Below are 21,152 nucleotides of genomic sequence, written 5' to 3'. Positions count from 1 at the left end.
GTAGGATTAATGTCAGGGGATCAAGATGAAATATTTAAAAAAGCCTAATGTAAATATTATAATACCTTCTTTTTTAATTACACTGGTGTTTTCGATTATATTTGTATTTAACACATTTGCTATGGGTATCAGCATAAGCTTTGCAGATGTGAATGCAACAGTGGGTGATGAGGTAAATTTAGTAATGACTCTTTCATCGACAGATGGAAATATAGACAGTGCGAATATAATGCTCAGTTATGATGACAGTATATTGGAGTTCGTTTCAGGAACAAATGCACAGGGCGGTGCCGGAAGTATAAAGGTCACTTCAAATACCGGAAATGCCTCAAACAGTCAAAACTATTCTTTAAAGTTTAAGGCAAAGAATACCGGAAATGCTACTGTAGTAGTAAGTACATGGGAAGTATATGATACCGATTCAAAGATGGCTGTTATGCAATCACAGGGAAGCGGTAGAGTAAATATTAAGGAAGCTGAACAGACAACAGCTGAGGAATCTACAGTAGAAAAAAACAATGCAGTGGTTTCTACTGTTGCTGTTGATAAAAAGGATGCTTTATTATCTTCCTTAAAGGTGAGCCCGGGTAAGCTTGTGCCGGAGTTTAGCAGTAGTGTAAAAAATTATGATATGAGTATTGCCGGAAATATTTCAAATATTGCCGTTAATGCAAAAACAAGGCAGGAAGGGGCAAAAATTGTTATTACGGGAAATGACAATCTCGTAGTAGGAGTCAATGCCATAACAATAAAGGTAACATCACCTGACGGTTCTGCTGTAGAGAGCTATATAATAAATGTAAATAAGAGTGAAAATAAAAAATTACCGGAAGAATCCACCGTTGCACCGGAAGAACCTGTTCAAAGTGAAAGCACCGGTTCTGATATTATGCATTTGATTTCTACTGACAATGGCTTGAGATTAAACGGAATTGACTATCAGGTGTCGGATTCATTTGATAAAAATATGTTGCCTGAAGGTTTTGAAGAAGCAACATTTACATATAAGGGCAGGGATGTTAAAGCCGGAAAAATGAGAGAGCAGGATGTTTATATCCTATATCTGGTCGGAAATGACGGCTCGGGTGATTTCTACATTTATGATGATGAAACGGATACATGGGCGGTATATACACAATTAAGCACAAATCCAAAGAGTATCACTATAATGCCTACTGATGAAGATCTTGTCGTTCCTAGGGGATTTGTTGAAAGTATAATAAATATCAATGGTAAAAAGATTCGTGGATGGATATGGAGCGGTGATAATGAGAAGAGATACTGCGTTGTATATGCCATGAATTCTGACGGAAGAAAAGATTTCTACAGATATGATATGGAAGAAAGAACCATACAAAGATATTTTGCAGATCCGAATGTGGATACCGGTGTAACAACCGAAGAGTATAATATATTAGAAAAGAAATATAATCAAACCGTCGAATGGCTTAGAAATATAATTGCTCTTTCAGTTATACTTGGCATATTTATATTCGTTTTATTAATGCTTGGTACTTCAAAGAAAAAGAAAGTATCAAAGACTGTACATAAACCTGCAAAAAAGAAAAACAAGAGTAATATAACTCCTAAAGTGGATTTGATACCGGAAGAAGAAATGAATGATGAAAGCCCTCTTGAGTATATGCCTCTCAGTCAGAAAAAAGAAGATGAAGATAAGGAAGAAGATGATGATATTGAATCAGATGATTTTGATGAGATTGATTTATCGGATAATTGGCTTCAGTCAGAGAAGGAATCAGAGGATTTTGAAGATCTGGATATTTAAAATACTAAAGATTATTTAATTAAATAGATATATTATATAGAATAATGTGTTAGTCAAATAAAAGAGCGGGGTAAAACCGCTCTTTTATCGTTTAAAAATATTTTAGTGAGTTGATTTTCACTCCGCTTTTACAGCTTTTTATTGCCGTATTTAGGTTCTGTGGTAAGTCCTATACCAAGCTTTCCCAATGTTTTTACATCTATTTCAGAAAGCATTACACTTGAATGCATTTGAAGCCCTTTAAGCTTTGGAAGTGAATTTAGAGCTTTTCTTGCATTTTCATCCGTAGCGGCGGAAATAGAAAGTGCTATAAGAGCCTCGTCTGTATGAAGTCTGGGATTATTACCTCCAAGATAAGTGGTTTTTAACTCCTGTACAGGTGCAATAACACTTGGGGAGATAAGCTTTATCTCATCATCCACACCGCTTAAAGATTTTAATACATTTAAAATAAGTGCGGCACTTGCACCGAGAAGTTCTGAAGTTTTACCCGTAATAAGTTCACCTGTCTCAAGTTCTATTGCCGCAGCAGGCATATTTGTGGCTTCCGCTTTTAAAAGTGCGGCTGAAACGACCTTTCTGTCATCAATACTTGTCTTTGCCTGTTGCATTATAAGCTCAAGCTTATATATTTCATCAGCCTTACATTCGCCTTTTACAAAGCGACAAATAGAATTATAATATCTTCTTATAATTTCCTGTTTACTGGCTTCCTTACAGATTTCATCATCTATAATACAGTTTCCGACCATATTTACGCCCATATCCGTGGGAGATTTATAAGGACATTCACCGAATATTCCCTCAAAAATTGCCGTAAGAACAGGGAAGACTTCAATATCTCTGTTATAATTTACCGTTGTTTTGCCATAAGCTTCCAGATGGAAAGGATCAATCATATTTACATCATTCAAATCGGCTGTTGCGGCTTCATAAGCAAGATTCACAGGGTGCTTTAGAGGCAAATTCCATATTGGGAAGGTCTCAAATTTGGCATATCCCGCTTTTATACCTCTTTTATTTTCATGATAAAGCTGTGAAAGACAGGTAGCCATCTTACCTGAACCGGGACCGGGTGCTGTAACTATTACAAGAGGTCTGGAGGTTATTATATATTCATTTTTGCCATAACCGGCTTCACTTACTATATGAGCTACATTGCTTGGATAGCCGTCAATCAGATATAATCTGTAAACTTTTATACCGAGATTTTCCAATCTTTCCTTAAACTTATCGGCACTTTTTTGTCCGGAATACTGTGTTATACAAACACTTCCTACAAAAAGTCCCTTTCTTCTAAACTCATCTATAAGTCTTATAACATCTGCATCATAAGTAATGCCATGATCCTCTCTGATTTTATTTATATCTATATCAATTGCAGAGATGGAAATGATAATTTCAGCCTGATCCTTTAATTGAAGAAGCATCCTTAGCTTTGAATCCGGCTCAAAACCCGGAAGAACTCTGGATGCATGATAGTCATCAAAGAGCTTTCCGCCAAATTCAAGATAGAGTTTATCACCGAAGCCTGCAATTCGCTCCTTTATATGTTCCGACTGTGTTTTTAAATACATTTGATTATCAAAACCGATTTTCATAATACGCCTTCCTTTTTTATATTGAACTCTCATACGAAATCAAAAAAACATTATATCACTTTTTTAGAAGGTATTAAAGGGAAGAAGCAAAAAGTACAGATTTTAAATACGATAAATAACATTATAGATAATATTTTTATGTATTAAATTTGACCTTTACAGTTTAATAATACTTGTTAAAAATTATAAAACATAGTACAATTTGTTAAAGTGATGTCAAAGAATAATATAGTGCCTGAATATAAATAAAATCACTATGTTTGAAAACATTATTAAAATAAAATATAAATTAAAATATAGTTTGGAGGAAGATATGAGCAAAATTGTAGTAGTTGGGGCAAACCATGCCGGCACTTGTGCAATTAATACGATTACAGGTTTTAATGAGGGAGATGAGGTAGTGGTATTTGACCAAAATTCAAATATCAGTTTTTTGGGATGTGGTATGGCACTTTGGATAGGCGGACAGATTTCAAAGCCTGACGGTTTATTCTATTCAGATAAGCAAAAGCTTGAATCTCAAGGTGCAAAAGTAAATATGAACAGTAAGGTCGAGAAGGTGGACTTTGAGAAGAAGGTCGTTTGTGCAACCTTGGAAGATGGCAAAAAGGTTGAAGAAAGCTATGATAAGCTGATACTTGCTACAGGTTCATTGCCTATAGTGCCGGCGATACCGGGAAGAGATTTGGAAAATGTTCAGATGGTAAAGCTTTTCCAGAATGCAAAAGAAGTAATAGATAAGCTTAAAAATACTGATATAAAGACAATTGCCGTTGTAGGTGCAGGTTATATCGGAGTGGAGCTTGCCGAAGCATTTGAAAGACATAATAAAAAGGTAATATTGGTTGATATTGCAAAGACTGCACTGTCAAGTTACTATGATGAGGAATTCAGTCAGTTGATGGATAAAAACCTTTCAGACCATGGAATACAACTTGCCTTTGGTGAAACTGTAAAAGAAATCAAGGGAAATGGCAAGGTTGAATCGATAGTAACAGATAAAAATGAGTATCAATGTGATATGGTTATTCTTGCAATCGGATTTAAGCCTAATACAGAGCTTGGAAAAGAATATCTTGAAACAATGCCAAACGGTGCATATATAGTTGACGATACTCAGGCAACAAGCATGAAAGATGTTTATGCTATAGGTGACTGTGCTACAGTGCGTTTTAATGCCACAGGAGAAAAGTCATATATCGCTCTTGCAACCAATGCTGTGCGTTCAGGAATTATAGCGGCATACAATGCTTGCGGTAAAAAGCTTGAGAGCATAGGTGTTCAAGGTTCAAATGCTATAGCAATCTATGATTTGAAGATGGTATCTACAGGAATTTGTGAGCAAAAAGCAAAGCAGCTTGGCATGGATGTTCTTTGTACTTCATTTGAAGACCTTCAAAAGGCTACATTTATAGAAACAACCAATCCTAAGGTAAAGATAAAGATAGTTTATGATGCAAAGACAAGAGTAATAGTAGGTGCACAGATGGCATCCACCTATGATATGTCAATGGGTATTCATATGTTCTCTCTTGCAATACAGGAAAAGGTAACTATAGATAAACTTAAGCTTTTGGATATTTTCTTCCTGCCACATTTTAACCAGCCATATAATTATATAACTATGGCGGCACTTTCAGCAAAATAAGATATATTTTTATATCAAGAAAGATTAACCTGTTTTAAAGAATAAATTCAAAATTTTATATATTATAAATCGGATTTAAGTGATATACTTAAGCGACTAAAAAAAGAAAGCAGGTTTTAATATATGAAAAAGCAATTATTGATAACAGGTATATGTGCGGCAATTGTATTGTCGGCATGTGGTAATAAAGGCGGAGCAAAGGAAGATACTACAGTTGCTGTTGAAAGCAGTGAGAGTATGTCTGAGGAAAGCTCAGGCAATATGATTGATGAGAGCAGTGCAGCTGTAAGCAAGGCAAAAATTCATTTAAAGTATTCAAATCTTGTAGACAGTGAAACAAGAGATAGAGTATCAAATGCATTAAAAAATGCAGGTCTTAGTGATGAAAAAATAAAAAACTTTTTTTCTGCTGTAGATGAGTATAATAATGCAGTCGGAAGTGAGAATCTTGTGCAGAGTATGACAACTATTGATGGGGCATTTCCTACATATGAACAGGATAAATTGATAGATGCATGGCTGTTAAAGGGTGGATATGTAGGAAGAAACTGTAGAATAACCTCATATTCCTTAATAGGTGATTTTGTAAATGTCGGAAACAAGACTCCGGGTGATACCACAATGTTATTTAATGATTTTGAGTCTATTGAAAATAAAAATATTTTTGAGGGTGATGATAAGTCAAAGTTTGATACATTATTCTCATATATTGATGTAACGAATACTCATGATACCAAAGTATTGGCTGAGGAAATAGTAAAATCATGGAAAGATAAACAGATTACTTTTGGTAATGATAAGATACATATAATATCTGTTTTTATGACCATGGATGACGGAATGAACAAGGTACAGGAATTCATAGGTCATACAGGTATTTTGGTTCAGGATGGAGATAAATATCTGTTTATTGAAAAGCTTGCATTTGAAATGCCATATCAGGTTGAGGAATTTGACAGCTTACAGGATGTAAATGACTATTTGATGGGATATTATGATAATGAGGCTGAAGGTCTCACCGCAAAGCCGATTATTTTCATGGACGGCAAAGTGATGGATGAATACAGGGTATTGGAGTAATATAAACTGAATTTGTTAAATTATTAAAGCATAAAAACTATAAAAAAGGACTTCCAAACCGGAGGTCCTTTTATAATGCAGAAAGCGGACAAAGACTTATTTATAAAGGCATATAGCTTATATTTACAGATGCTTTACACTCTGTCTGCGTAAAAGCTGATAGGACATTTTAAAGGAACTTCCCTTAAAAGATTCCGAGGAAAAATATTCAAGTAAGAGCTGTGCGGCTTTTACTCCGGTGTCAAAAGTGGCGTGGCGGATAGTAGTAAGAGAAGGTCTTATAGCTGTAGCCAAAATACTGTCATCAACTCCTGTTACAGAGATATGCTCAGGTACCTGTATATTATTATCATACATAAAATCAATAGCACCGACCGCAATATTATCACAGGCACAAAGCACTGCTGTAGGAAGAATAGAGGATTTTTCATATATCTGATTCATACCGGCATATCCGTCGGCAATGGTAAAAGATTCTTGAAAGCTGATAAGATCTTGTGATGTATTTAATGAACATTCCCTAAGTCCCTTCATATAGCCGTCATATCTTTTCTTTCCGGCGGATAAATCATGCAGCGGTCCTCCGATAAAAGCGATATTTTTATGCCCCATATTGTAAAGAAAATGTACCATATCACAGATAGCCTGCTGATTATCCATATTTACAGAGCTTATAGGAATCTTTAAGCCAAAATCTGGAATATCCTGACAGACATAGATTACAGGCTTATTATTTCTGTGAATCCAAAGCATATGTTCCTCAGGTATGTGGACATTTGCCATGATAATACCTTCTACCTGTTTGTTTTTTAAAACATCCAGAAAATGAATTTCTTTTTCAAGTTCTCCATTTGTTTCACATATAACCGTATTATATCCAAGGGGAGTTACAACACTGTTTACACCCTGCAAAATCCTGCCAAAAACATTATTTGATATATCAGGAAAGAGCACACCTATAAGTTTGTTTGATTTTTTATTATCCTTTTTTGCAGAGATATTAGGAGTATATCCCAGTTCCCTTATTGCCTCCATAACCTTAGTTTTTGTAGCAAGTGATACGGAATTGCTTTGGTTTATTACTCTGGAGATGGTGGAGATGGATACGCCTGCCGCTTTTGCCACTTCATTTATAGTAACCATATAAGCTCCTTTTATGGAAATAATAATGAAAATAAAAATAATTCTTTGAAAATCTATGAAAACAATATCATATTTGCATGAAAAATGCAAGAAAACACATACTTGCATAATCATTTATAAAAACTTTGGAGCATTTGCGAATAGGATATTTTTATTAAATAGTATAGTATAAAAACATAATTCGATAGCGGATAGGAGATGAGCTTATATGAAAAATATTTTCTACAAACCCGGGGATGGCTGGGTAGGGGATACCATTCCTTTTGCGCATGACGGTAAGTTTTATATTTTCTACCTTCATGATGAGAGAAAGGGAAATACAGAGGATGAGTATGGATATCGTACAAGCTGGAATCTTTTAATTACAGAGGACGGAGTAAATATTAAGGACTGTAAAGTAGTGCTTCCGGTAGGAGGTTACGAGGATGCTGATTATGCCTGCTATACAGGTTCGGTGATAGAGGGAAATGACTCTAAATTTCATATGTTTTATACGGCACAGAATAATTACAATCCTAAATATCACAGAAACGGAAGACCTCTACAATATGTTGCACATGCAATAAGTGAGGACCTTATACATTGGGAAAAACTGCCGGAACTGACATTCGGAGCGGATGAGTCAATATATGAACCTTTTGACTGGCGTGATCCATTTGTTTTTTACAATGAAGAAGAAGAATGCTTTGATATGCTTCTTGCCGCCAGATTACAGGGCGCAAGTGAGAAAAACGGAGGCTGTGTAGGACTTTGCAGATCATATGATTTGATCCATTGGAAGGCAATGCAGCCGTTTTATAATCCTAAATCATATATGACACATGAATGTCCGGATTTATTTAAGATGGGGGATAAATGGTATCTTATTTATTCCACCTTCTCTGAAAAATTTGTGACACATTACAGGATGGCGGATAAAATAAGCGGACCTTGGACAGCTCCTATAGAAGATACCTTTGATGCCAGAGCATTTTATGCGGCTAAAACAGCACAGGCAAAAGATGTAAGGATGGCATTTGCCTGGGTACCTACAAAGCGTGGTGACAGTGATTTCGGTCAATATGAATGGGGCGGAAATTTTATAGCACATGAAATAAAGCAGGACAAAGACGGCAAACTAAAGGTAAAACCTTCAAACGGTTTAATAAATATTTTTGAAAAAGAAATTACTGCAAATAATATTAAAGATATTGAAATAAAAAATGATGAGGGGGAAAAGGTATATGTAATTGAAGGAATGAAAGAAAATTGCCTTATAGAGGCGACTATAGAGTTTGGTGAAGGTAGCAGGGCATTTGGCATAGGCTTAAGGCAGGATAAGGACTTTGCAAACGGATATTATCTTAGATTTGAACCGTTTTATAACAGAATTGTGGCTGATATGTGGCCAAGGCGTATAAGCGGAGTCAATCAATGGTATGTGGACGGGGATAAACCTTTTATGGTGGAACTTGAAAGACCTTTTGACTATAAAGCCTTGAAAGGAAATAAAGTAAATATAAAAGTTTTTGTGGAGGGCAGTATAATCTGTCTTTATGTAAATGATACCGTGGCATTGACAATGAGAGCTTATTCCACAGAAAGAAAATATTGGGGATTTTTTGTAAAAGACGGAAGTATCAGGGTTTGTGATATTCATATGTATGAAACAAAATAAAGGAGAGAGATTATGTATAAGAAAATAGCAACAGTATGCCTCATAGCAGGAATGGTATTAACAGGCTGTGCGGGTAAGTCAGGGAGTACAACAAATTCATCAGAGGCGGCAAGTAAGGATGGTAATGTAAGAGAAATACATTATTTTTCTTCAAGATCGGCATCGGATGATACCATGGTTACATTGCAGGAGATAACGGATAAGTATAATGAACAGGGTGGAAATATAAAGCTTGTTATCGACAGCAATGCCGACAGATCATCTTATGATCAAAAGCTTCGTACAATGATTGCAGGCGGTCAGATGCCGGATATGTTTGATTTGGATGCAACTCCTTATGCGAGTGAGCTCGGGGAGCAGAATATGCTTACAGATATGGATGCTTTTCTTGAGGAGATAGGTGAAAAAGACAGCTATATTCCACTGGCATTAAATTATGGAAGAACTGCCGAAGGAAAATTATATACTTTGCCTCTTGAACTTTCTACCGAAATGATTTGGTACAATGTTGATATGTTTAAGGATGCAGGTATTGAGGCACCAAAGACATTGGATGAACTTTTAGAGGCATGCAAGGTATTAAATGAAAAAGGTTATACGGCTTTTGGAATAGGTGGAGGAGATGGCTGGCCGCTGCTTCGTCTGCTCGCAACATATCCTTTCAGACTGTCGGGAAATGAATATTTAAATCAGCTCTCATCAGGAGAGGCAAAGATGTCGGATGATGCGGGTATGAAGGCTGCAACATTTATGTCAGATATAGGAAAATATTTTCAACCCGGATTTTCCACAACCGATGTAGCTACAGGATTAAATCTTTTCTTAAGCGGAAAGAGTGCAATGTATCCTACAGGTACATGGGAATTAAATTATTTTACAGATAAAAACAGACCTGAGGGCTTGAATGTAGATTATTTTTATATGCCTACAATAAAGGATGCAAAGACGGAGGCAAATGATTACTGGGCATTTGGCGGTATAGGTCTTTCGGTAAATCCTAAGGTTTTTGATGATGAGTATAAGGATTATCTGACATTTATAGTTAAAAATTACAGCCCTGCTTACTTTGCTCATGAGCACCTTGCACCGCAAAAGGTTGAAATGGGAGATAACAACAGCTTTGATCCTTTATTCTTAAAGGTAATGGAGGATACAAATAATATCGGTTCCACTGCCGCAAGACCTTGGGATGTGGTATTAAGTGAGGATGTAATAGCAACAATCAATGATAATCTTCCGGGGCTTTGCATGGGAGAGGAAACTCCTGATGAATTTGTAAAAGCTGTAGATGAAGCTCTAAAAGCAAATAGATAAAAGTATATTTTAAGGGGCAAATATATTTTGCCCCAAATCGCATACATTGGAATATCGGTGATTTTATGAAGATTTTAAGAGATAAAAAAGCAATTGCCCTATTTTTGCTGCCTGCTTTTATTGTCTATTCTATTATAGTTATGATACCTATACTGGTTTCGATTTACTATAGCGCTCTTGAATGGAACGGTATAGGCAAAAAAACTTTTGTAGGCTTAAGTAATTATATAAAGCTGCTTGGTGACGGAGTATTCAGGCAGGCATTTTGTAATAATATAATTTACATTATTATTGTAATGGTATTGCAGCTTGGCTTTGGTTTTATTATAGCTGTTTTGCTTACATATTTAAAAAAGGGAAGAGGATTTATACAGACAGTATATTATATCCCCTCCGTTATAACGGTTATTGCCATATCACAATTATTTACAGGATTTTATTCGTATGAGCCTCTTGGACTTTTTAATATATTCAGAAAATTATTGGGGATGGAACCCATTGCCTTTCTAAGTGAATATAAAACCGTTTTGCCTGCGGTTGCATCCGTAGAGGGATGGCAGTATATAGGTATTTATATGATTATTTTTTATTCCGCATTGGTTTCAGTATCTCCTGATATATTGGAGGCTGCAAGAATAGACGGGGCGAGTGAATTGCAGATTCTTGTAAAAATAAGAATACCTGCAATAGCAAATGTAATTATGCTCTCATGTATATTAAGCCTTGTAGGTGCTTTAAGAGGATTTGCCGCACCTATGAATATGACAAAGGGCGGACCGAATCACAGATCTGAAATACTTGCAACGTATATGTATAAGAAGGCATTTACAAGCAGGGATTACGGATATGGCAGTGCCATTGCTGTAATAATTGTAATATTAAGCATATTGGGAGTTTTATTAATCAGCAAATATATGGACGGTGAAAACGAATAGGAGGATATATGAAAAGAAGTATTAGAAAAGTAATATATTGGTCCGTTATGATTTTATTTTTAATAATTCAGGGATATCCTATTATTTGGCTGATTATAGCGGGCTTTAGACCTAATATTGAGCTTTTGACGCAGCCTTTCAGTTTTCCAAAAAGCTTTACAATGGAAAACTTTATTAAAATATTTACCGAGAGCAATATTATTACTTATATAAAGAACAGTGCGATAATTTCTGTAATATCACTGGTATTTATAGTTTTAATAAGTTCAACGGCATCATTTGCCATTGCTAAAATGAAATTTATGGGAAGAAAAAATATATACAGATATTTTCTTATAGGTCTTACCATTCCTTATGCGGTTACATTGATTCCGCTGTTTACAATGTTTGCAAGAGTAGGGCTTATAAACACAAGAATCAGTGTTATATTGCCGCTTTTGGCATTTCAGCTTCCGGTATCAATAATGCTGTTTGTGAATTTTTATTCCTTTATTCCGGATGAGATTATAGAAGCGGCTGTTATAGACGGAGCAAATATTTACGGTATATATACAAAAATAATTATTCCACTGTCTTTAAATACTATAATGACAGTGCTTGCAATGAATTTTATTACAGTATGGAATGATTATACTTTCAGCCTTGTATTTATAAACAGTACGGAACTAAAAACAATATCCATAGGTCTTACAGATTTTATAGGACCGAGAGGTTTAAAAGACTGGGGCGCCACATATGCAGCCATATCAATGTCGGTATTCCCTACACTACTTATTTATTTTGGATTGAATAAAAAAATGACGGCAGGTATGACTTTGGGAGCGGTGAAATCATGAGTATAAAAGAATGTATTTTCAGACCTAAAAATCATTTTGCCCTAAAAAAAGGCTGGATAAACGATCCGAACGGTCTGGTATGGTTTCAGGGCAAATATCATTTATATTTTCAATGCAATCCATACAGTAATAATTGGGATAAAATGCATTGGGGGCATGCTACAAGCAGTGATTTGATACATTGGGATGAATGTCCACCTGTTTTGATTCCTGATGAGATATATGAAGATTATGATAAAGGGGGATGTTTTTCCGGTTCTGTAGTGGTTTTTGACAATAAAATATATGCTTTTTATACGGCTGTGGCATTGGTGGACGGTGCGGTTTTACAAAGGCAGTGCATGGCATATTCAAATGACGGCTATAATTTTACAAAGTATGAAAAAAATCCTGTTATTGAATCAATAGGTATTGATTTTCGTGATCCTAAGGTAATATTTCATGACGGATATTGGCAAATGGTCGTGGGAGGTTCGGACGGTGCGGCTTGTGATTTAAAAAGTCATGGAAGAATATATTTGTTTCATTCAAAAGATTTATTTAACTGGACATATAGCGGAATACTGTATGAAGCAAAAGACGGAGAGGGGACAATGTTTGAATGTCCGGATATTTTTGAAATAGACGGTAAATGGGTTATTACCGCTTCTCCTATGAATCGCACGGATTTTTTGCCGACAATATATATGGTTGGAGATATAAATTTTAAAAACTGTATCTTTTATCATGATTACACCAAAACACAGGATTTCGGACCTCATTATTATGCATCACAGGTCTATAAAGATAAGTTTGACAGAGCAGTTTCAATGGCTTGGATAGGGGGATGGGAATGGATGCCATGGATAAAGGATCACGGTCCTTCTACGGAAAACGGATATCGTGGTATTATGTCATACCCAAGGCTTATCGATATGGACGGTAATAATCTGAAAATGCAGCCATACAGGCAGGATTTAGAAGAGAAAAGCATTGAATACAGCCATAAAAGCAAATTATCCGACAGAGTTATATGTAATCTTTTGGATGAAATGTGTGATTATATTTATATACAGGGAAATATAAAAAGAGATAAAAACAGCACGGAGCTTAATTTTATAATTTTTGACAGTGAAGAAAATAAAATCATTATAAAGCTTGATTTTTTATTCGGAAATATTATCACTGATTTCAGTGAGGCTGATGAGCATATAAAGAGCGGGATAAGAATATATAAGGCTGATATACAGGAAAATCTTGATATAGATTTTGATATTATTAAAGACGGAAATGTTTTGGAGGTTTATCTTTTTGAAGGGAAATATAATTTTACTTCTATGATATATCCCTGTGATGGAAAAATCGGCATAGGTATAAAAGCCAAAGATGCACTTGTTACATATAAGTTTAATAATATTTCGGAGTAATAAAATCAGGGTGAACTATAAAGTGATCTCCCTACATATAAGAAAATATAATAGTAAAAACGATACTTTCCAAATCCTTTTAAGAGAAGAATTAGAGTATCGTTTTTTGATTTGAAAAAATATTTACTCGACTGCTTAATCCGAGTCTTGTTTTTACGAAAGAGTTAAACGGCTACAAGGATTGTAAAATTAAAAGTCTCAAGATATATAGTACCTGAACTGTGACTATTTTTAAATATGACTGTATATTTTTATAAGTTATTTGCATCAAATTATCATTCTGATATGATATAATAAAGTAGTTATTACAATAAAAACATATGAGGGTGATTGGTGATGGGAATAACAATAAAAGAAAAGAGGGTGATATAATGAGAGAAAATCCAAGAGCAGGAGAGTTTTATAAGCATTTTAAAAATAAACTGTATCAGATAATTGCTGTGGCGACACATTCTGAAAGTAAGGAATTATTGGTGATTTATCAGGCATTATATGGTGATTACGGGGTGTATGCAAGACCTCTTGATATGTTTTTAAGCGAAGTGGACAGAGAGAAATATCCGGATGTAAAACAAAAATACCGCTTTGAAAAAGTGGAAAATATATATGAGGAATCCATACGGATATCAAAAGAACTTGATAGTCTAAAAGAGAATAATTTTAAAAAAGAAAATACTTTTACCGAAATAACCCATGAAGAATCAGAACCGGATATTAAAAATGAGGAAAGTTCCACAGGTTTTGCCAAAAACTATTTTATAGATTTTTTGGATGCGGAGGATTTTGAAACCAAAAAGAAGATACTTATTGAAAACAGAGATCGTATAAGTGATAAGGAGTTGGACGCAATATATGATATCTATGGCTTAAGAAGAAAAAATATTGATATTGAAATAGATATCTCAGATATGATATCTTATCTGAATATGCAACAACATTATGAGGGGAAAAGACTAAGGAAGTAAATGGCATTTGTAATTGAAGATGAATTAAAGAAATTGCCCGGACAACCCGGTGTATATATAATGCATGATAAAAAAGATGAGATTATATATGTCGGTAAGGCTATTTCACTAAAAAACAGGGTAAGGCAGTATTTTCAGTCAAGTAAGGATAAGAGCCCGAAGATAAAGCAGATGGTCTCAAAAATAGAGAGGTTTGAATATATTGTTACCGATTCCGAACTGGAAGCATTGGTACTTGAAAATAATCTTATCAAGGAGAACAGACCAAGATATAATACAATGCTTAGGGATGATAAAACCTATCCATATATTAAGCTTACTGTAAAGGAAGAATATCCTAGATTGCAAATGGTCAGACAGATAAAAAAAGATAAAAACAGATATTTTGGACCTTTTTCAAGCGGAAATGCGGTAAGAGATACAATAAATCTTTTAAACAGAGTATATAAGCTTAGAACTTGCAGCAGAAATCTGCCAAAAGATATAGGAGCGGAGCGTCCCTGTCTTGATTATTTTATACATCAATGTGATGCACCATGTCAGAATTATATTTCAAAAGAGGATTATAATAAAAATGTGGTTGAAGCACTTAAATTTTTAAGCGGAGATTTTGATCCGATTATAAATAAAATAAGAGAAGAGATGGAGAGACTTTCATCGGAGCTGAAGTTTGAGGATGCCGCAAAGCAAAGGGATTTGCTCAATTCCGTACTTCATATTACACAAAAGCAAAAAATCACCTCTGATGATATCAAGGATAGAGATATTATTGCAATGGCAAGGGATGAAAGAGATGCCGTAGTACAGGTTTTCTTTATAAGAGAAGGCAAGATGGTCGGCAGAGAGCATCATTATATACAGGTGGCAATGGATGATGAGAAGGTGGATATACTGGAGAGTTTTATAAAGCAATTCTATGCGGGCACTCCATTTGTCCCAAGTCAGATAATGTCACAGTATGAGCTGAAGGATAATAATCTTATAACTGAATGGTTATCATCAAAAAGAGGCTCAAAAGTAAGTATCATTGTACCGAAGAAAGGTTCAAAAGAAAAGCTTGTTGAGTTGGCAAAGAAAAATGCAGAGATAGTGCTTACAAAAGACAGGGAAAAATTGCAAAGACAGGAAGCAAGAAGTGTCGGAGCGGTGAAGGAAATAGAAGAATTATTATCACTTTCAGGCTTAAGCAGAATGGAAGCTTATGATATTTCCAATATTTCGGGTGTTCAATCCGTCGGTTCTATGGTAGTATATGAGAATGGAATACCGAAAAAGAGTGATTATAGAAAATTTAAAATAAAAACAGTTATCGGACCAAATGATTATGCTTCAATGAAAGAGGTTCTTACAAGAAGGTTTGAAAACGGGATAGATAAAAATGATACCGGATTTAATAAATTACCGGATATCATACTGATGGACGGTGGAAGAGGACAGGTAAATATTTGTCTTCAAGTACTTGAGGAGTTCGGTCTTAATATTCCGGTTTGCGGAATGGTCAAGGATGATAATCACAGGACAAGAGGGCTTTATTATAATAATGTTGAAATACCTATAGATACACATTCTCAAGGATTTTTGTTAATTACAAGAATACAGGATGAGGCGCATAGATTTGCAATAGAGTATCACAGAAGTTTACGCTCAAAGACTCAGGTAAAATCTATATTGGATGATATAGAAGGTATCGGTACCGTGCGAAGGAAAGCACTTATGAAGCATTTTAAGGACATTGAAAATATCAAAAATGCAAGTCCGGATGAATTGATGTCTGTGGACGGAATGAATAAAAAATCTGCAAAGGCAGTATATGAATTCTTTTCAAATATTAAGTAAACTAAATGTTTGACTATATAGTTTAACATTAAAAATATAGCAAAAGGAGAATTTATGTTAAGACATATCGTAATGTGGAAGTTTAATGAGGGAATAAATATCCCCCGATTAGGTGAGGAGATAAAAACCAGCCTTTTAGAGTTATGTGGCAGAATGAGTGAAGTGGAGCATGCTGATGTAGTATATAATATCCTACCTACAAGTACACATGATATTATTTTGATATTGGATGTAAAAGATAAGGCGGCACTTGATAAATATGCCTCATGCAGGGAGCATATAGCAATTGTAGACAGCCTGATAAAGCCGAACACAAATTCAAGAGTTGCAATTGACTATTTTGTGTAAAATATAATTTTAAGAAGTTTTTAAATGCAGTAATATTAGAACAGGCGGTATTATATAAGCCGCCTGCTTTTTAATAGCCGGATTTTTATTTAATTTATTTATATCTTGTATCATTTGTTTATAATAAATATGTTTATGTATTTATTTTAATAATAAATATCTTAATATTGACTTTTATTAAAATAGTGCTATACTTTTTGTAAATTATAACTATATAAATGAGGGAGCTTATATATAGGCTGAGAGGGAAGTGTGACTTTCGACCGTTTACCTGATTTGGATAATGCCAACGTAGGGAGATTTTTTACTTTCTTTTCAGGAGATACATGGTCTGTATCTCATTTTTTATTGCAAAATTAAAAGCTGCAATATCATTTCTTCTAAATCTATAATTTCCCTAAAGCTGATAAAGTTATTATAAATTGACTTCTATTGCAATATTTGTATAGGCATAAATTTTATTTTAGGAGGATTACTATGAAGGAAAGTAGTATCAAAAAGTTATGTATTGCCGGTTTATTATGTGCGCTGGCAGTTGTAGGAAGCCTTTTCTCATTTCCGGTTCTGGGAAGTAAATGTGCACCTATTCAGCATATGATAAATATCCTATGTGCAGTATTACTCGGACCTGTTTATGGAGTGGGTGTAGCATTCGGTGCAAGTCTTATCAGAAATCTTCTTGGTATCGGAAGCCCTATGGCATTTCCGGGAAGTATGTTTGGAGCTTTGCTTTGCGGCATTATGTACTATAAAACAAAAAAACTTCTCCCGACACTTTTTGCAGAGGTATTCGGTACTGCAATACTTGGTGGACTTTGTGCATATCCTGTAGCGATATTTATAATGGGGAAAAATATGAAAGATATAGTATTTTATGCCTATATTATTCCATTCTTTATATCCACATTTGCAGGAAGCATAATAGCAGGAAGTTTACTTTATTCAATATTAAAAACAAATATCCTGTCACAATTTCAAATAGAGAAGAGTCAGAGGAAAATATGTTAAAAGAGATGCTTGAAAATGTAAGGAGCAAATCACCTCTGATACATAATATAACAAATTATGTGACATCAAATGATTGTGCAAATATACTGCTTGCATGTGGTGCAAGTCCTATAATGGCTGATGAAATAGAGGAGGTTGAAGAAATCACTTCGATATGTTCAGGGCTTAATATAAATATAGGCACATTAAATAAAAGAACAATACCTGCAATGCTTGCAGCAGGAAAAAAATCAAATGAATTAGATCATCCTATAGTGCTTGATCCCGTAGGAGTCGGTGTATCAAGACTTAGAACGGATACTGCAAAAGAACTCTTGGAACAAGTGGATTTTAGTGTAATAAGGGGGAATTTATCAGAAATCAAAGGTCTTGCATTTGGGAAAAGCTATACAAGGGGAGTTGATTCAATAGATTTTATCAATAAGGAAAATCTTGACACGATAGTTGATTTTGCAAAAGAATTTGCAAAAAAAACATCTGCGGCAATAGTGATAACCTCAGCAATAGATATAGTGACCGATGGTGAGAAAGCCTATTGTATATACAATGGTGATAAGATGATGAGCAGGATAACCGGCAGTGGATGCCAACTTTCCGCTATGATGGCAGCTTATATAAGTGTCAACAAACAGAATATATTATCTGCTGCCCTTGCCTGTGTCTGTGCAATGGGATTATGCGGAGAAACAGCCAAACTTCGTATGGGCGAATCGGACGGTAACAGCAGCTATAGAAATTATTTGATAGATGCAGTATATAATCTGACTCCTGAGGATTTGCAAAAGGGAGCAAGATATGAAATTAAATAAAAAACATATGCATTTATATGCAATAACGGATAGGTCATGGACAGGAGAAAAATCCCTTTATGAGCAGATAGAAGAGGCTTTAAAAAACGGTGTAAGCTGCCTACAACTCAGGGAAAAAAATCTTGATGAAGATGAATTTATAAAAGAGGCTAAAAAGACAGCGGCTCTTTGTAAGAAGTACAATATTCCTTTTATAGTAAATGATAATGTTAATGTTGCAATAGCATCAAATGCGGACGGTATACATATAGGACAGGATGATATGGATATCAAAAAGGTACGCTCTCTTGTAGGTGAAAAAATGATAATAGGGGTGTCCGCCCATACTGTAAAAGAGGCAAGAGCGGCAGAGAAAAACGGTGCGGATTATATCGGTATAGGGGCGGTTTTTAATACATCAACTAAAAATGATGTTATGCAGGTTTCATATGAAAAATTAAAATCAATATGTGAGGCTGTAAGCATACCCAAAGTAGCAATAGGCGGAATAAACAAAGATAATATATTAAAACTTAAGGGTAGTAAAATAGACGGAGTTGCTGTTATATCTGCTATATTCGGAGCAAAAGATATAGGCAGTGCAACAAAGGAACTTGATATTCTTATAAAAGAATTATTTTAAGTAAATTTTATAAGCGGGGAGATTATTTATGAGAACAGCGCTAACGATAGCGGGGAGTGATTGCAGCGGTGGTGCAGGTATCCAGGCGGATATCAAAACCATGACTGCCAACGGTGTATATGCAATGAGTGTAATTACTGCATTGACTGCACAAAATACAACAGGTGTGACAGGTATTGTAAATATAGAGCCGGATTTTGTAAAAAAGCAGATGGAGACGGTTTTTGAAGATATTTATCCTGATGCGATAAAGATAGGTATGGTATCATCAGCAGAGATTGTAGAGGCTATTGCCTGTGAGTTTATCAAGTTTAAGGCTAAAAATATAGTACTTGATCCGGTAATGGTGGCTACAAGCGGTTCAAAGCTTATGGAAAGCAGTGCACTTAAAGAGTTAAAGGGAAGGCTCTTTCCTCTTGCGAGAGTTATAACTCCAAATATATTGGAAGCAGAGGTGCTTTCGGGAATAAGCATTAAAGATGATAAGACTATGCTTGATGCCGCAAAAATAATTTATGAAAATCATGGTTGCGCAGTACTGTTAAAAGGGGGACACAGTATAAATGACGCCAATGATTTATTATATGAGAATGGAAAAGAAATGTGGTTTTTTGGGGAACATATAAATAATCCGAATACACATGGCACAGGCTGCACCCTGTCATCAGCTATAGCTTCAAATCTTGCCAAGGGGTATACATTGGAAGATTCGGTGAGAAAGGCAAAGGATTATATATCAGGTGCATTGCTTGCCATGCTTGATTTGGGAAAGGGAAGCGGCCCTATGAATCATGCCTTTAATCTTGGAGGCGAGTATGTAAAGGAGAGTAAGTATGAACAAGCGTACTTCAGTATTTGAAAACGGATTGATTTGGTTTGGGGCGGCGGTTTCCATAGCTGAGATTTTAACGGGAACCTATTTTGCCTCTTTAGGATTTTTAAAAGGTATACTTGCCATAGTACTTGGACATATAATAGGCTGTGGATTGCTCTTTTTGGCAGGACTTATAGGAGCAAAGACTGAAAAAAGTGCAATGGAAACAGTAAAGATGAGCTTTGGAAACAAAGGCAGTTTATTCTTTGCAATATTGAATGTGTTGCAATTGGTCGGCTGGACTGGAATAATGATTTATGACGGAGCACTGGCAACACAGGGGATATTAAATATAGGTCATATAATATGGTGTCTTATTATAGGCGGACTTATATTATTATGGATACTTATAGGTATTAAAAATCTGGGTAAGATAAATATAATAGCAATGTCGGCATTATTTATAATGACTATTATACTGAGTTTTATTATTTTTAGAGGTGGCATATCCTTAGAAGGTTCTGATGAAAGTATGAGTTTCGGTGCGGCACTTGAACTTTCTGTGGCAATGCCTCTTTCATGGCTTCCTTTAATCAGTGATTATACAAAGGAGGCAAAGGAACCTGTAAAAGCTACAGCAGCAAGCAGTATTATCTATGGGCTTGTGAGTACATGGATGTATATTATAGGTATGAGTGCCGCATTATTTACAATGGAATCAGATATTGCACAGATACTTCTAAAGGCGGGGCTTGGCATAGTAGGTCTTTTAATAGTAGTTCTTTCTACAGTAACCACAACATTTCTTGATGCATATTCAGCCGGAGTTTCCACAGAATCAATTATGGAGAAAATACCGGGTAAATGGGTGGCTGTAGCAGTTACAATTATAGGTACAGCAGGTGCCATCCTTGTACCAATGGATGATATAACATCTTTTTTATATCTTATAGGATCGGTTTTTGCACCTATGATATCAATACAGATAGTTGATTTCTTTATATTAAAGGCAGGGCATGAAAAAGAAAAATTTGCCATGTCAAATATTTTTATATGGCTTGCAGGTTTTATAATATATCGTATCTTAATAAAGATAGATACACCGATAGGAAGTACAATACCCGATATGTTGATAACAATGATTATCTGTGTTTTGGTGAATAAAATCTTTATAAAAAAGCAGTAGTATGAGTATTTCTTGATACTAAAAGTTTATAAAATGTATAAATATTAGTACAATCCCTAGTATTTCACTAGGGATTGTTTTTTATGGAGAACATGAGAAAAAATTAACAAATATCCCTTGAATATTAAACTTAATGGTGATATTATCAAGCTATAAAG

The 21,152-nt window shown here is 35.0% G+C and carries 18 protein-coding genes and 1 riboswitch; of the genes, 16 read left to right on the top strand and 2 right to left on the bottom strand.

Translation table 11 applies throughout. The annotated features are described in order from the left end of the window. Positions 1-25: 25 nt before the first annotated feature. Positions 26-1,786 (top strand): cadherin-like beta sandwich domain-containing protein, encoded by a 1,761-nt coding sequence (locus J4O15_RS11750; RefSeq protein ID WP_208100907.1) that lies wholly within the window; start codon positions 26-28, stop codon positions 1,784-1,786. Between the two features lie 128 nt (positions 1,787-1,914). Here the strand turns inward: J4O15_RS11750 and J4O15_RS11745 are convergent, their stop codons facing one another. Beyond that, entirely contained in the window at positions 1,915-3,387 is a 1,473-nt protein-coding gene (locus tag J4O15_RS11745) for a DUF1846 domain-containing protein (protein WP_009218810.1), read from the bottom strand. A 313-nt stretch (positions 3,388-3,700) separates the two neighbouring features. Between J4O15_RS11745 and nox the strand changes: the two genes are divergently transcribed. Both nox and J4O15_RS11735 read left to right on the top strand, forming a co-directional pair. After that, positions 3,701-5,035: a H2O-forming NADH oxidase gene (nox, locus tag J4O15_RS11740; RefSeq protein WP_208100906.1), complete on the top strand. Its 1,335-nt coding sequence runs from the start codon at positions 3,701-3,703 to the stop codon at positions 5,033-5,035. Between the two features lie 123 nt (positions 5,036-5,158). Further along, complete coding sequence (locus tag J4O15_RS11735) at positions 5,159-6,115, top strand: DUF4300 family protein (protein ID WP_208100905.1); 957 nt, start codon at positions 5,159-5,161, stop codon at positions 6,113-6,115. A 123-nt stretch (positions 6,116-6,238) separates the two neighbouring features. Here J4O15_RS11735 and J4O15_RS11730 read toward each other — a convergent pair whose 3' ends face one another. Beyond that, complete coding sequence (locus tag J4O15_RS11730) at positions 6,239-7,258, bottom strand: LacI family DNA-binding transcriptional regulator (RefSeq protein ID WP_208100904.1); 1,020 nt, start codon at positions 7,256-7,258, stop codon at positions 6,239-6,241. Positions 7,259-7,466: 208 nt separating this feature from the next. Here J4O15_RS11730 and J4O15_RS11725 point away from each other — a divergent pair, with 208 nt between their 5' ends. From J4O15_RS11725 to cytX, 13 genes are all read left to right on the top strand, one after another. Continuing rightward, the gene (locus J4O15_RS11725) at positions 7,467-8,915 is read left to right on the top strand and encodes a glycoside hydrolase family 32 protein (protein ID WP_208100903.1); all 1,449 of its coding nucleotides are present in this window, start codon (positions 7,467-7,469) and stop codon (positions 8,913-8,915) included. A 12-nt stretch (positions 8,916-8,927) separates the two neighbouring features. Then, a complete protein-coding gene (locus J4O15_RS11720) occupies positions 8,928-10,229 on the top strand; it encodes an ABC transporter substrate-binding protein (RefSeq protein ID WP_208100902.1) in 1,302 nt (433 codons plus the stop codon). 65 nt (positions 10,230-10,294) lie between these two features. Beyond that, positions 10,295-11,164, top strand: coding sequence for a carbohydrate ABC transporter permease (locus J4O15_RS11715; RefSeq protein ID WP_208100901.1), 870 nt, complete (start codon positions 10,295-10,297; stop codon positions 11,162-11,164). Positions 11,165-11,172: 8 nt separating this feature from the next. Beyond that, positions 11,173-12,000 carry a carbohydrate ABC transporter permease gene (locus tag J4O15_RS11710; protein ID WP_208100900.1) on the top strand — a complete coding sequence of 276 codons (828 nt, stop codon included), beginning with the start codon at positions 11,173-11,175 and terminating at the stop codon, positions 11,998-12,000. Next, entirely contained in the window at positions 11,997-13,406 is a 1,410-nt protein-coding gene (locus J4O15_RS11705; protein ID WP_208100899.1) for a glycoside hydrolase family 32 protein, read from the top strand. Before J4O15_RS11710 ends, J4O15_RS11705 begins: the two co-directional genes overlap by 4 nt. Positions 13,407-13,777: 371 nt before the next feature. Further along, the gene (locus J4O15_RS11700) at positions 13,778-14,371 is read left to right on the top strand and encodes a DUF1653 domain-containing protein (RefSeq protein WP_208101298.1); all 594 of its coding nucleotides are present in this window, start codon (positions 13,778-13,780) and stop codon (positions 14,369-14,371) included. Then, the gene (gene uvrC, locus J4O15_RS11695; RefSeq protein WP_208100898.1) at positions 14,372-16,207 is read left to right on the top strand and encodes an excinuclease ABC subunit UvrC; all 1,836 of its coding nucleotides are present in this window, start codon (positions 14,372-14,374) and stop codon (positions 16,205-16,207) included. A 54-nt stretch (positions 16,208-16,261) separates the two neighbouring features. Continuing rightward, positions 16,262-16,555 (top strand): Dabb family protein, encoded by a 294-nt coding sequence (locus J4O15_RS11690; RefSeq protein ID WP_009218799.1) that lies wholly within the window; start codon positions 16,262-16,264, stop codon positions 16,553-16,555. A gap of 210 nt (positions 16,556-16,765) precedes the next feature. Continuing rightward, positions 16,766-16,871, top strand: a riboswitch (TPP riboswitch). A gap of 161 nt (positions 16,872-17,032) precedes the next feature. Continuing rightward, positions 17,033-17,563 (top strand): energy coupling factor transporter S component ThiW, encoded by a 531-nt coding sequence (gene thiW, locus J4O15_RS11685; protein WP_208100897.1) that lies wholly within the window; start codon positions 17,033-17,035, stop codon positions 17,561-17,563. After that, complete coding sequence (gene thiM / locus J4O15_RS11680) at positions 17,557-18,372, top strand: hydroxyethylthiazole kinase (RefSeq protein WP_208100896.1); 816 nt, start codon at positions 17,557-17,559, stop codon at positions 18,370-18,372. The genes thiW and thiM overlap by 7 nt, the downstream gene beginning before the upstream one ends. After that, positions 18,359-18,994 (top strand): thiamine phosphate synthase, encoded by a 636-nt coding sequence (thiE, locus tag J4O15_RS11675; RefSeq protein ID WP_208100895.1) that lies wholly within the window; start codon positions 18,359-18,361, stop codon positions 18,992-18,994. The genes thiM and thiE overlap by 14 nt, the downstream gene beginning before the upstream one ends. A gap of 28 nt (positions 18,995-19,022) precedes the next feature. Continuing rightward, complete coding sequence (thiD, locus tag J4O15_RS11670; protein WP_208100894.1) at positions 19,023-19,853, top strand: bifunctional hydroxymethylpyrimidine kinase/phosphomethylpyrimidine kinase; 831 nt, start codon at positions 19,023-19,025, stop codon at positions 19,851-19,853. Further along, entirely contained in the window at positions 19,828-20,994 is a 1,167-nt protein-coding gene (gene cytX, locus J4O15_RS11665) for a putative hydroxymethylpyrimidine transporter CytX (RefSeq protein ID WP_208100893.1), read from the top strand. The genes thiD and cytX overlap by 26 nt, the downstream gene beginning before the upstream one ends. The last annotated feature ends 158 nt before the right edge of the window (positions 20,995-21,152 follow it).

Source organism: Lachnoanaerobaculum sp. Marseille-Q4761 (assembly GCF_017565785.1).
Taxonomy (GTDB): Bacteria; Bacillota; Clostridia; order Lachnospirales; family Lachnospiraceae; genus Lachnoanaerobaculum.
Note: the sequence above shows the minus strand (reverse complement) of the source record. Positions and strands in the feature narration are given on the sequence as shown.